At 72.9% G+C, this 13,169-nt stretch carries 7 protein-coding genes; 1 reads left to right on the top strand and 6 read right to left on the bottom strand.

Annotation, left to right across the window (positions count from 1 at the left end):
* Nucleotides 1-137: 137 nt before the first annotated feature.
* The 6 genes from ACZ7G3_RS18245 to ACZ7G3_RS18220 form a co-directional block, all read right to left on the bottom strand.
* Entirely contained in the window at nt 138-527 is a 390-nt protein-coding gene (locus ACZ7G3_RS18245; protein WP_470926684.1) for a hypothetical protein, read from the bottom strand.
* 80 nt (nt 528-607) lie between these two features.
* Entirely contained in the window at nt 608-4,045 is a 3,438-nt protein-coding gene (locus tag ACZ7G3_RS18240; protein WP_470926682.1) for an ALF repeat-containing protein, read from the bottom strand.
* A 258-nt stretch (nt 4,046-4,303) separates the two neighbouring features.
* Nucleotides 4,304-4,789, bottom strand: coding sequence for a hypothetical protein (locus ACZ7G3_RS18235; RefSeq protein ID WP_426599310.1), 486 nt, complete (start codon nt 4,787-4,789; stop codon nt 4,304-4,306).
* A gap of 215 nt (nt 4,790-5,004) precedes the next feature.
* Nucleotides 5,005-6,612: an AMP-binding protein gene (locus tag ACZ7G3_RS18230; RefSeq protein WP_470926680.1), complete on the bottom strand. Its 1,608-nt coding sequence runs from the start codon at nt 6,610-6,612 to the stop codon at nt 5,005-5,007.
* Entirely contained in the window at nt 6,609-8,282 is a 1,674-nt protein-coding gene (locus tag ACZ7G3_RS18225; protein ID WP_470926678.1) for an AMP-binding protein, read from the bottom strand. Before ACZ7G3_RS18225 ends, ACZ7G3_RS18230 begins: the two co-directional genes overlap by 4 nt.
* A 212-nt stretch (nt 8,283-8,494) precedes the next feature.
* Complete coding sequence (locus tag ACZ7G3_RS18220) at nt 8,495-12,292, bottom strand: WD40 repeat domain-containing protein (RefSeq protein WP_470926676.1); 3,798 nt, start codon at nt 12,290-12,292, stop codon at nt 8,495-8,497.
* Between the two features lie 376 nt (nt 12,293-12,668).
* Between ACZ7G3_RS18220 and ACZ7G3_RS18215 the strand changes: the two genes are divergently transcribed.
* Nucleotides 12,669-13,049 carry a hypothetical protein gene (locus ACZ7G3_RS18215; protein ID WP_426599314.1) on the top strand — a complete coding sequence of 127 codons (381 nt, stop codon included), beginning with the start codon at nt 12,669-12,671 and terminating at the stop codon, nt 13,047-13,049.
* Nucleotides 13,050-13,169: the final 120 nt, after the last annotated feature.

The raw sequence follows: 13,169 nt of genomic DNA, 5'->3' as shown, positions 1-13,169 counted from the left end.
CCTGGTCGCCCTCCCCCCCTTCCCCCCCCCCCCCCCCCCCCCCCCCCCCCCCCCCCCCCCACCCCCTCTCGCCCCCCCCCCCCCCCCCCCCCCCGGAACCATCCGAGTGAGCGACCACCTCGCCGCGCACCCGAAGACTACTCGACAACACGCCACAAGTAAGCTCCCACCGCGATGCAAACCGTGGCCGAGCCGAGCATCCAATACAGAGAAAAGATATTGAGGGGAACCTTGTCCCACGGCTTCTCTTCCTGCTCCGCAATATCAGCTGCGACCTTTTTCGCAACGGGCGCGAACATAATCACGAACATGAGCAGGACACCACTGTAGATATACAGGGTGTGGTCCACGGAATAACCTTTCACCGCAGCATTGGGAATCAGGAAGACCCAGCCGGCGAACGGGGCCAGAACCGTGCGCAGCCTCGCTTTGGGCGTCGGCATGACCCATGCCATGGTTGCCATGTATACGACGGTGGCGCCGGCGGAGACAAATAACCACTGAGCTGTGGTGAGGTCGGCAGACATTACTTGAGGTCCTCCCGGACAGAACGCAAAACTAATTCAAAAGTATTGACATTTCTATCCGGGAGGCTACCACTCTCGTTCTACCAGGGCGTCAGATCGTCCCAGGTATCACTGACCGCGTCACCCACGGCCTTTCCGGCCTCAACGATCGTGCTGGTGGCCGGGGAGAGAACTGCCGCACCCACGCGCCTGGCCTGGACGCCGACCGACATGGCACCGGCCCCCAGTCCGCGGAAGGCGTCGTCGATGGCGCCGACCGTGCCCCCGAACTTGCCCCACGGAAGACCGGTGGTGTAAATGCCGACGGCGACGCCGAACGCCGAGGTGAGAAACGCCTCGGACGTGAAACCGTCGGTGAATCCGTAGATGACGCTGCTGGCGACACCGGTGATCAGGGAGACGCCACCGAGGGCGCCGTAAAGCACCTCGCCGGCCGGCGGCGGGACCAGGAGGCTCAGTGCCGCGGCGTATCCCGAGTAGGTGGAGATCGTACCGAGCACGGAGGCGGCGTTGCGCCACTCGTCCTTGTCGGCGCCGAGGAAAGTCTCCGGCTCCTTCGCTCCGTCGTTCTCCGCGGTGTCGGCCTGGTCGATGCCCGCCTGCTTGGCCTTGTTCGCCTCCTCCTTGGCCTTCCGGGCCGCCTCTATTTGCTCCTGCCTGCGCTTCTGGGCGGCGATCTGCTTCGCCTCGGACGCGGCCGCCGCCGCCTCCTTGGCGTCCTTGCCCGCCTGCGTCGCCGAGGCACGGGCGGCGTTGGCCGAGGCCTGGGCGTTGTTGGCCGACACCACCGCCGAGGCGGCGGCCGCGGTCGCCCGGTTGGCGGAGTAGTTGGCGCGCCGGGCGGCGGTTCGTGCGGTCAGGGCCGCGTTCTTCGCCTTGTCGGCGGAGGCCTGGGCATCCTTCGCCGACTTCTCGGCGTCGTCCGCGTGGGCGTCCGCCTGCTTCTTGTACACCTCGGCCTGTTCCGCGGACTTCGAGGCGGCCGTGGCCCACCGCTGCGCGTCCTCCGCCGCATCGCGCGCCTCCGCCGCCACCTTCTGCGCGTAGGCCGCGTTCGTCACCGCGTCCTGGGCGTGCTTGGCGGCCTGGGCGAGCAGGGCCTGCATCGCCGCGATGTGAGCGGCGGCGTCCGCGTCGATCTGCAGCATCCGCTGGTACACGGTGTTGACGAAGTTGCGGCGCATCCAGCTCGGGCCCTCGAGCGCCACGGTCGCCGCCGTCCTGGTGTACGGCCCCGCGGAACCGATGGACGAGAAGACGGCTACGTTGTCGTCCTCCGCCAGCGCCGGCCCGTACTTGACGGTGAAAAACTCGTGCACCGCCTTCGCCGAACCGTCGTTGAGTGCCTCGGTCGCTGCCTGGGTGACCGCCTTGCCGGGCTTCTGGCCGAGAATCCGGAAGATAGCCGCGGTCTGGTCCTCCCTCGCCGCCTCGATGGCCCCCGTGGTGAGGAACTCGGTGGGAGCGGCCTCGTCCGTGGACTCCAGCGCCGCCTGGGCCGCGCCGGCCACGTCGGCCGAGGAGACCTGGGCGACGAACACGACCGTCTCGCGGTCGTCCTGCTTCTGCGCGATGCCCCGGTCGGTGTCGACCCAGTTCAGGACCGATTCCTCACCGGCGGCGAGGGCGAAGGCCGCCGCCTCGCGGGTCCAGGTGCCGCTGGAGGAGCACAGGTTGAAGCACGCCTTGCGGCCCTGGTCGACGGCCGTCGCGCGGTCACCGGCCCTGAGCGCCTTCTCCGCCGCCGCGATCAGGTCCCGCGTGGCCGAGTCCATGGCCTGCTGATGGGTCAGCTGATTGCGCGCGTCCTCGATGTCCTGCTTCTCCAGCAGGGCGAGTTCGGCGGCCTCCGCCTTGCCCTGGTCGGCGTACTCCTCGAGCTTGACGAGCTCCGCCTCGCGCGCCTCCTTCTCCACGGCCTGGGCGTCCAGCACTGCCTTGATGGCGGCGTCGGCCGCCTCCTGGGCGTCGGCAGCCCAGGCAGTGCTCTTGTTGGCGAAATCGACGGCCTGCCCGGCGGCCTTCGCTGCCTCCTCGGCTGCGGCGGCGGCCTTCTCCGCGTGGCCAGCGGCGGAGTTGGCCGCGTCGCGTGCCGCCTCGGCCGCGGACGCCGCCTTGTTGGCCAGGGACTGTGCCGTGGAGGCGGCCCGGGTGGCGCGAGCCGCCTGGGCGTCCGCCTGCCGGGCGGCGGCACGGGCGGCGGCGGCCTCCGACTGGGCGGCACCGGCGGCGCCGGCCGCGGTGGCCGAGGCGTTGGCCGCGACCGCGGCGTCCCGCGCGGCGGCGGCGGCCGAGTTGCCGGCCACGACGGACTGGGCGGAGGCGATCCTCGCCTGGTCGGCAGCCGCGGCGGCCGACCGCGCCTTCGCGGCCGCGTTGCGGGCAGCGACGGCCGCGTCCTTCGCGGCGGCCGTCTTCGAAGCGTCCTTGGAGGCGGCCATGGCGGCCTGGTAGGCCGTGGAGGCGGCGCGTGCGGCCGTGGCCGCGGCGGACGTCGCCGCATGGGCGGCCCAGGCGGCCTTGCGGGCCGCGGTCTGTGCGGCGTAGGAAGCGGAGATGGCGGTCGCCGCCGCGTTGGCCGCGCCCTTGGCGGCGCTGGCCGCCTTGCGGGCCGCGGCCGCGGACCTGGCTACGTCCTCCTTCGCGGCCTGAGCCTCGGCGGCGGCCTCCAGCGCGGCCTTCTTGGCCTCGGCGGCGGCCTTCTTCGCCTTGTCCGACTCTTCCTTGGCCTTCGCCGTCGACAACTCGGCACGCGAGGACTGACGTGCGGTCACGGCGACAAGCTGCTCGATGGACGCGGCCTCCTCGTCGCGCGCCCGGGCTATGTTCTGACCGATCTCCAGGAACCAGCGGATGGCTTCGGCGCCGCCGTCCTCCAGCGCGCGCTGCGCGTACGTGGTCAGCTCGGGTCCGGCGCCGCCGAGGAGCTTGAAGACCTCGGCGGTTTCGTCTTCCAGGCGCGCGGTGAACTGCGTCTCGGTGATGAACTTCAGCAGGGCGTCACCGGAGCCGTCGTTCAGCGCGGTGTCGGCGGCGGCCTTGACGCTCCTGCCGCCCAGTCCCTTCAGCGTGAAGGTGAGGGCACTCATGTCCTCCTTCTGCGCCGCCTCGTACCCACCGGCGAGGAAGGCCTCGATCGCCGCGTCTCCGGCGGTCAGCGCGTCGGAGACGGCGGCCGTGGTGCCCTTGCCGGCCAGGGAGAGCGACCTGAAGAGGGCCACGCGGTTGTCCTCGGCGACCGTGACAGGCAGCTTCGTGGCGACGAACTCCTCGACCTCCGCGTCGGTGCCGACGAGAGCGACGGCCGCGGCTGCCTTGGTCGCCTTGCCGCCGGTCTGCCACGCGGTCACGGCTCGCGCGCGGGCTGTGTCCGGAAGCGACGGCAGGTTGGGGGCGTCACCCGAGGCGACCGTCGCGGCGAAGACGCGGGCGGTGGCGGCCAAGGGGAGAGCCGCGGCCGCCGTCGTGGCGGCGGCCACGCTCAGGACCCGGCGTCTGCTCCAGTACGTCGTGTTCAAGGATCGACTCCCGATCGTTTGGCAGCCGACAGCATCCGGGCACGGCAGGGACGCCGCCGGCGGTGAATGGGAAAGCGGATGCGGGACTGACGCGACGGCGCGACGGCGCGACGGGCCCAGAAAGGACGGGCCCGGCGCACGGCGCGCAGAGGCCCTGGTCGGTCTCGTCCGGACGGCGTTCGGACAGGCACGGCCCGCTGTGACCGGATCACCGGCCGACAACGGCGTCCCGTCAGGACGACTGCGGGGCGGCGCCGCCTACTTGCTGGTGGTGATCTCCAGAAGCATGTGGTCCCGGCCCTCGGGATCTGCGGTCTCGCCCACGTTCGTGAGCGTGCCGGCGGGGACGTCGTAGTGCGACTCTTCGTCGTCGACGGTCATCTTCACGTCGGCGGACTGGTCCGCGGCACCCTTGATGCCGTAGACGGCGGGGATCTCCACGCTGAGGTAGCCACTGTTCCCGGTGACACGGAAGCAGACGTGCTCCGCGCGGTAGCGCACCCACAGCTCCATCAGGCCCTCTTCGCTGCCGCACTCAGCGAGCACGATGTGTCCGTCGCCCCGCTTGAGGACGATGCCCTGTTCCTGCTGGATCCTGTCGGCTCCGGGATAGTTGAAATCTTCGACGGCGTAACCGGGGGCCTCGTCCGCGACGGGCGTGGCCACGGACGGCGACGGCTCGGCCGAGAAGGAGACGGAGGCGGACCAGGCGACGGCGGCCGCCGTCGCCAGACAGACAGCCACACCTGTGCGAGCGATAAGTCTCACAGAACGTCCTAACTACGCAGACACCTCCGGAGGGATGCCTGAATCCGCTGGCACGGCGAACCCGGAACGCACCCCCCACACGGCGCCTTGGGCTTATCAACTGGCCTCATCCAAACAACAGTTCACGTACCTGTCCACCAGATCAAACTGGCTTATCACGGAGATCGGCGGGCGAACCTGGAGCTTGCGCCTCACACTCCGTACCGCTGCCGCAGCTCCACCTTGCGCACCTTGCCCGAGACGGTCATCGGGAAGGAGTCGAGGATCTGGAGGCGGCTGGGCACCTTGTAGTGGGCCAGCCGGTCCGCGCAGTAGGCGCGCAGCTCCTCCAGGGTGAGCGGGTCTGCCGGGTCGCGCGGGATGACGCAGGCCAGCACCTCCTCGCCGTAGCGCTCGTGCGGTACGCCGACGACCTGGACGTCCGCGATCTTCGGGTGGGCGTAGAGGAACTCCTCGACCTCGCGCGGGTAGATGTTCTCGCCGCCCCGGATGATCATGTCCTTGATGCGGCCGACGATCTCGACGTAGCCGTCCTCGCGCATCAATGCCAGGTCCCCGGTGTGCATCCAGCGGCCCTCGTCGATGGCCTCGGCGGTCTTCCGGGGCTCGTCCCAGTAGCCGAGCATCACGCTGTAGCCGCGGGTGCGCAGTTCACCGGCCTCGCCGCGCGGCACGGTCACGCCGGTCACCGGGTCGACGACCTTGACCTCGATGTGGGGCAGGACGCGGCCGACGGTGCCGGTGCGGTGTTCGAGGTCGTCGTCCATCCGGGTCTGGAGGGAGACCGGGGAGGTCTCGGTCATGCCGTAGCAGATGGAGACCTCCTCCATGTGCATCTCGGCGACCACCCGCTTCATCACCTCCACCGGGCAGGGCGAGCCCGCCATGATGCCGGTGCGCAGGGACGTGAGGTCGTACGAGGCGAAGTCGGGGTGGTTCAGCTCCGCGATGAACATGGTCGGGACGCCGTACAGGGACGTGCACCGCTCCCGCTGCACCGCCTCCAGCGTGGCGGCCGGCTCGAAGGAGGGGCCGGGGATGACGATGCAGGCGGCGTGGGAGGTTGCTCCCAGATTGCCCATGACCATGCCGAAACAGTGATAGAAGGGCACGGGCAGGCACACCCGGTCCTGCTCGGTGTAGCCGACCGTACGGCCCACCCAGTAGCCGTTGTTGAGGATGTTGTGGTGGGAGAGGGTGGCACCCTTCGGGAAGCCGGTCGTGCCCGAGGTGTACTGGATGTTGACCGGATCGTCGCAGCTCAGCTCGGCTGCGGCGGCCCTCAGCCGGTCCTCGGGCACCGAGGCGGCGCCCGCCGTCAGCGCGTCCCAGGACGGGTCGCCGATGTAGACGGTCTCCCGCAGCGCGGGGCACCGGCCGCGGACCTCTTCCACGATCGCCCGGTAGTCGCTTCCCTTGTGGGCGAGGGACGCGACGAGCACGGTGACGCCGGACTGCTTGAGGACGTACTCCAACTCGTGCGCGCGGTAGGCGGGGTTGACGTTCACCATGACGGCGCCGACGCGGGCGGTGGCGTACTGGACGAGGACCCACTCGGGGCAGTTGACCGCCCAGATGCCGACCCGGTCGCCCTTGGCGACGCCCTTCGCCAGCAGTCCGCGCGCCACCTCGTCGACGTCCGCGCCGAACTCGGCGTAGGTCCAGCGCCGTCCGGACGGTACGTCGACCAGGGCCTCGCGGTCCGGGTGGGCGGCGATCGCGCGGTCGAGGTCGGCGCCGATGGTGTCGCCGAGGAGCGGGGTGGTGCTGGTGCCGTGGGCGTAGGAGAGTTCGGTCACCTGAAGTCCTCCTCGCGGTACTCGTCCTGGGAACCGGCCGCCGTGGCCTCGCGCAGTTCGATGCGGCGGATCTTGCCGGAGACGGTCTTGGGCAGCTCGCCGAACTCCAGGCGGCGGACGCGCTTGTAGGGGGCGAGGGTCTGGCGGGAGTGCTCGAAGAGCACCTTCGCGGTGTCGGGGCCCGGCTCCCAGCCCGCCGCCAGCACGATGTACGCCTTCGGCACGGCCAGGCGCAGCTCGTCCGGGGCCGGCACGACCGCGGCCTCGGCGACCGCCTCGTGCTCCAGCAGCGCGCTCTCCAGCTCGAAGGGGCTGATCTTGTAGTCGCTGGCCTTGAAGACGTCGTCGGCGCGGCCGACGTAGGTGAGGTATCCGTCGGCGTCGCGGGCGCCGATGTCGCCGGTGCGGTAGTAGCCGCCGGCCATCGCCTCCGCCGTGCGGTCGGTGTCGCCGTGGTAGCCGGTCATCAGGCCGACGGGGCGCTCCGACAGGTCCAGGGCGATCTCGCCCTCGGTGGCTCCGGGCGCGCCGGTGACCGGGTCGAGGAGTTCGACGCGGTAGCCGGGGCTGGGGCGGCCCATCGAGCCGGTCTTCAGGACCTGGCCGGGGCTGTTGGAGACCTGGACGGCGGTCTCGGTCTGGCCGAAGCCGTCCCGGATGGTCCTGCCCCACACGCGGCGGACCTGTTCGATCACCTCGGGGTTCAGCGGCTCACCGGCGGCGACGACCTCGCGCGGCGGGGTGGCGAGCTGCGTCAGGTCGGCCTGGATGAGCATGCGCCACACGGTCGGCGGGGCGCAGAAGGTGGTCACCCGGGCCCTGTCCATCTCGGCCATCAGCCGGGCCGCGTCGAAGCGGGTGTAGTTGTACAGGAAGACGGTCGCCTCGGCGTTCCACGGCGCGAACAGGTTCGACCAGGCGTGCTTGGCCCAGCCGGGTGAGGAGATGTTCAGGTGGACGTCGCCGGGCTTCAGGCCGATCCAGTACATGGTCGCCAGGTGCCCGACGGGGTACGACACGTGGGTGTGCTCGACCAGTTTGGGGCGGGCGGTGGTGCCCGAGGTGAAGTACAGCATCAGCGGGTCGTCGGCGGCGGTGGGCCCGTCGGGGGTGAAGGCGTCGGAGGCCGTGTACGCGTCCTCGTAGGGCCGCCATCCGGGCTCCGTCGTGCCGCCGACGGCGATGCGCGTGTAGTCGCCGGGCACGCCGGTGAACTTGGCGGTGTCCTCGGCCCGCACGACGACGTGGCTCACCCGGCCGCGGTCGACGCGGTCGCGCAGGTCGGCGGTGCCGAGCAGCGGGGTGGCGGGGATGACGACGGCGCGCAGCTTCATGGCCGCGAGGGCCGTCTCCCACAGCTCCGTCTGGTTGCCGAGCATGACGAGGACGCGGTCCTGCGGGCCGACGCCCCACTCGCGCAGCCGGTTCGCCACCCGGTTGGAGCGGGCGGACATCTCGGCGAAGGAGACCCGGGCCTCGGTGCCGTCCTCCTCGACGATGTGCAGCGCCGTGCGCGTGTTGCCGTCGGCGACGACGTCGAACCAGTCCAGCGCCCAGTTGAAGTGCTCGGGCCGGGGCCACGTGAATCCCTCGTGGGCGGCGGTGTAGTCCTCGCGGTGTTCCAGCAGGAAGTCCCGTGCGCTGCGGAACAGCTCCGTGGCCGTCGTCATGTGTCCTCCTCTGTGCCGGACCTTGCCGGGCGGCTCCGTGCCATCCTGCAGCCCGTGGCACAGGTCTCACTACCACTTCCCGAAGGCCGGGCGGAAGTGATGCGCCGTGGCGGCGGAGCTCGTGGGCCCGGCGAGCCCGCCGGGTGAGCGGGACGGCCGGTTCCGCCGGCCGGGAACGGTCGGGTTCGCGGAGGGCCGGCCGAGGGCTGTCCTCACGTGTCCCGGCAGGTGCGCCGGAAGGCGAGCCGCGGGAGGAGTTCGTGCCAGGTGGCCGGGGTGAGGTCGCCGCCGGTGCGGGCGCAGATGTGCCGGACCGTCCTTGCCGTGTCGAGCGTCCACAGCCGGGCCGTGAGGTCGTGGCTCGCGGAGGCGAGGGTGTCGCCGTCGGAGCTGAAGGCGACCGAGGTGACGGTCTCCAGGTGGCCGGTGAGTTCGTGGCCGAAGGGCTCGGCGCGGGCCGGGTCCGCGACGTTCCACAGGCGTACCGCGTGGTCCTCGCCGCCGCTCGCGAGGGTGCGGCCGTCCGGGGTGAAGGCCACTGAGGTGACACCGCCGCGGTGCCCGGTCAGTTCCTCGCCCAGCGGGCGGGCCCGGCCGGGCGCCGTGACGTCCCACAGCCGTACCGTGCGGTCCCGGCCGCCGGTGGCGAGGGTGTCGCCGTCCGGGGAGAACGCCACCGAGTTCACCCAGTCCCCGTGGGCGGTGAGGGGTTCGCCCGCGGGACGGGCCCGGTCGGGGTCGCTCACGTCCCACAGCCGGGCCGTCCTGTCCTGGCTGCCGGTGGCGAGGGTGCGCCCGTCCGGCGCGAAGGCCACGGAGGTGATCCAGTCCGTGTGGGCGGTCAGGGGCTCGCCGACGGGGCGTACGTCGTCCCGGTCGCGCACGTCCCACAGCCGGACCCTGCCGTCCGCGCCGCCGGTGGCCAGGGTGCGGCCGTCCGGGGCGAAGGCGACGGTGAGGACACCGCCCGGGTGCGCGTCCGGGAGGGTGCCCGCGGAGGTGGGGCGCGTCGGGGCGGAGACGTCCCACAGCCGTACGGTGCCGTCCTCGGCGCCGGCGGCGACCGTGCGGCCGTCCGGGGCGAAGGCCACGGTCAGTACGGGGGCCTCGTGGCCGGTGAGGTGGCGCGGCAGCGGGCGCGGGCGGCCCGGGCGGCGGACGTCCCAGAGCCGGACCAGGGCGTCGTCGGTGCTGGCGGCGGCGAACAGGCGGCCGTTTCGGCCGTACGCCACGGAGGTGAGCGGGTTGGTGAAGTCGGTCAGGACGTTCTCCGGCAGATGCCAGACGCGGACGCCGCGGTCGGCGCCGGTGGTGGCGAGGGTACGGCCGTCGGGGGCGAACGCCAGGTCCCACAGGCCTTCCGTGTGCCCGGTCAGCGGCTCGCCGATCTGCTGCGGGTACGCGGGGTTGGCCACGTTCCACAGGACCACGGTGTCGTCATGTCCGGCGGTGGCCAGCGTGTGTCCGTCGGGGCTGAACGCCACGGCCCACACGGCGGCGGTGTGCGTGGTGAGCGGGTCGCCCAACGGGGTCGGGCCGCCCGGTGCGGACACCTCCCACAGGCGCACCGTGTCGTCGTAGCCGGCGGTGGCCAGGGTCCGGCCGTCCGGGGAGAACGCCACCGACCAGACCGCCTCCTCGTGTGCGCGCCCCGGCTCGCCGAGCGGCCTCATCCCGTCGTCGCCGGCCAGCCTCCACAGCCGTACGGTCCCGGTGTAGCCGGCCGTGGCGAGGGTGCGGCCGTCCGGGGCGAAGGCGACGTCGCGGACGCTGCGGGCGTCGGCGCGGGCGGGTTCGCCGAGCGGTGCGGGCCTGGCCGGGTCGCCCACGTCCCACAGGCGGACGGTGCCGTCGTCGCCGGCGGTGGCCAGAGTGCCGCCGTCCGGCGCGAAGGCGACGGCGACGACGGTCTCCCCGTCGTGGGTCACCAGGGGCCGGCCGACGGGCCGTGGCCGCTCGCGTTCGCGTGCGTCCCAGAGCCGGACGGCGCCGCCGTGCCCGGCCGCGACCAGCAGGGCGCCGTCGGGTGAGTACCCCACGGCGCCCACCGGTGCACCGGTGATGCGCAGCGGCTCACCGAGCGGCTCGCCCGCGCCCGGTCCCGCGGTGTCCCACAGTCGGACGGTGCCGTCGTGGCCGCCGCTGGCGAGGGTCTCGCCGTCGGGGGCGAACGCCACCGCGCTGCCGACGCCCTCGTGCCCGGGCAGCCGGGTGGACAGCACCCGGCCCGCGTCCGTGGTGAGCCGGGTCCGCAGCTCGGGGGTGGAGCGCATGCCGAGCGCGGCGACGTCGAGCCGGGCGGTCAGCGCGGTGTTGGTGCCGCGCAGCCGGTCGGCCTCCGCGGTGATCCGGCCGAAGACGGCGTCGTCCCGCTCGGCCTGGGCCGTGGCCCGCGCCCTGAGGGCGACGACGGCGGTGCCCGAGGCGACCAGCACCAGCAGGGCGAGGGCGGCCGACAGGCCGCGCCGGAGCCGTACCGCGCGCCGCCGCCGTCCGAGCGAGGCGGCCAGGAACTCGCGTTCCACCGGGGTGAGTTCCGCACTGCGGTGGTCGCGCGGGAAGGCGTCGTGGGCGGCGGACAGGCGCGAGCCCGCGTAGAGCGCGGCGCTCTCCCGGCCCAGGGTCAGCCAGGTGCGGGCCGCTTCGGACAGCGCCCGGTGGACGCGCAGCCGGTCGCGTTCGGCGTCGATCCAGCCGCGCAGCCGCGGCCAGGCCGTGATGAGCGCCTCGTGGGCCAGTTCGACGGTGCCGTCGTCGAGGGTGAGCAGCCGGGCCCGGACCAGCCGGTCCAGCACGGCACGGGTGCCGTCGGGGTCGCCGAGGTCGAGTTCCGCGTGCTCGGCGGGCCGCCGGGTGTCGGGGGTGCCGTCGCCCGGCGCGACGAGCCGCAGCAGGACGCGTCGGGCCAGGTCGGCCTGGGGGGCGGTGAGTTCGCCGTACGCCTCCTCGGCGGTACGGACGACGGCGCCGCGCAGCTGGCCGGCCGCCTCGTACGCGGACTCGGTCAGGGTCCGGCCGGTGCGGTGCCGCCAGGTCTCCAGCAACGCGTGCGACATCAGCGGCAGTCCGCCCGGCGCGTTCTCCACCTCGTCGAGCAGCCGTGCGGTCAGGGAGCGTTCGACGACCAGTCCTGCCGCGGCGGCCGGCCGGACGACGGCCTCCCTCAGCTCCTCCCGGCACATCGGGCCGACGAGCAGCGTGGCGTCCTGCGACGCCGCGGTGAGGCCGGGGTGTTCGGCGCACCGCCCCAGGAAGTCGGCGCGTACGGCGATCACCACCCGCAGTGAGCTGCCGGGTGCGGTGGCGGCGAGCAGCCGGTCGACGAACGCGTTCCGCTCGTCCGGGTCCGCGCAGAGGGTGTACAGCTCCTCGAACTGGTCGACGATCAGCCAGGTGTCCGCGTCCGTGTCCGGGACGGGGGTCAGCCGGCCGGCGTGGGTGCGCGACGGGTCGGGGCCGGGGGTGAGGATGCGTACGGCCGCTGGGGCCGCGGGTGCGTCCGGACCGTCCCCCGGCGCGCGCAGGCGGGGGATCAGGCCGGCCCGCAGCAGGGAGGACTTGCCGCTGCCGGAGGGGCCGAAGACGGCGGTGAAGCGGTGCCGGCGGGTCAGGTCGGCCAGCCGGTCCACGAGCCGGTCGCGCCCGAAGAAGAGGGCGGCGTCGTCCGGTTCGTACCGTGTCAGGCCCCGGTACGGCGGCCGGGCACCCTCGTCCGCGGCGGCGAGGGCGGCGGCCTCCGCGCTCGCCTCGCGCCAGCGCCGCTCCCACTCCCGCGGGTCGCCGCCGCAGACGTCGACGTAGGCGAGGGTCACCGCGAGGGTGGGGAGCTGCCGGCCGGCCGCCGCCTGCGACAGGGCGGTCACCGAGAACGGGACCTTCTCCGCCATCGTCCGGTACGTCGGGCGCCCCACCGACTCCCGCAGGGCGCGCAGTTCCGCGGCGAACCGCTGCACCGGTCCGGCCCCCGGGTCGAGCCGTCGCTCCCGGCGTCCCACTCCGCGTCCGCTCACGTGTCCCCGCCCGCCCCGTCGTCGCTCGTCGCTCGTCGCTCTCGGTTTCCGTACGGGCGCCCACGGTAGGGAGCCGCCGGACGGGGCGGCAACCGGACAGGTGTTCAACGGGGGGTGGCGCACGGGGAGTCCACGGTGTCTTCACCGCGGTTCCGCATGGCTCCGCGCCGTTCCGTGCCGTGCCGTGTCCATGGGCCTCACCGTGTCGTTCCGCGTTGTTCAGTGCCGCGTCCGGGCTGCTGAACAATGGTGTGCCGCGGTGGAATCGGTGGCCGGGGGAGTGCGGGACGGCGCGACCGCCGTGTCCGTCGCGGTCGCGCCGCCCCGCACCCGTTTCGCCCCGCTTCGGGGAAAGGCACACGAAGGAATTGAACGAATGACTCCCGGCATCCTCCGCCGACCGACGAGCGTCACCCTGGCCGTGGTCCTGCTGGTGCTGGGGACGCTGACCGCGGCCGTCGCGGGAACAACCGATCAGCACGCGGGGCAGACCCTGATGCCCGCCCTGTGGCTCGCCTGTGTCTGGTTCGCGGTACGAGCGGGCCGCGGGCGGCGGATCGCCCGTACCACGGCCGCCTGTCTGACCGTGCTGACCCTGCTGCTCGCGGCCCCGTTCGCGCTCGTCGACCCGCTGTACGGCGGCCTCATCCTCCTGGTGGCCGCCGTTCTCGCGATCCCGGGGCTGTTCCTGCTGTACGCGCCCGCCGCCGAGGCGTACGTCCGCTCGCGGCAGGGCGACGCGAGGCGCGAGCCATGACCCACCCGCCGTACGAGCCGGAGCACCCCGCGTTCGAGTCTCCCGGCCGGGGATCCGCCCCCCACCGCCTCGCGGGAGCCCCGGGAGCCCGATCCGCTCGCCGGGGGGGCGGGACGGTGG

The sequence above is a fragment of the Streptomyces sp. NPDC037271 genome (genome assembly GCF_055603605.1).
Note: the sequence above shows the minus strand (reverse complement) of the source record. Positions and strands in the feature narration are given on the sequence as shown.

What these genes read in the sequence shown, in the direction of transcription:
- ACZ7G3_RS18215 (WP_426599314.1), top strand. Translation starts at nt 12,669, where the DNA reads ATGACTCCCGGCATCCTCCGCCGACCGACGAGCGTCACCCTGGCCGTG.
- ACZ7G3_RS18245 (WP_470926684.1), bottom strand. Translation starts at nt 527, where the DNA reads ATGTCTGCCGACCTCACCACAGCTCAGTGGTTATTTGTCTCCGCCGGC.
- ACZ7G3_RS18225 (WP_470926678.1), bottom strand. Translation starts at nt 8,282, where the DNA reads ATGACGACGGCCACGGAGCTGTTCCGCAGCGCACGGGACTTCCTGCTG.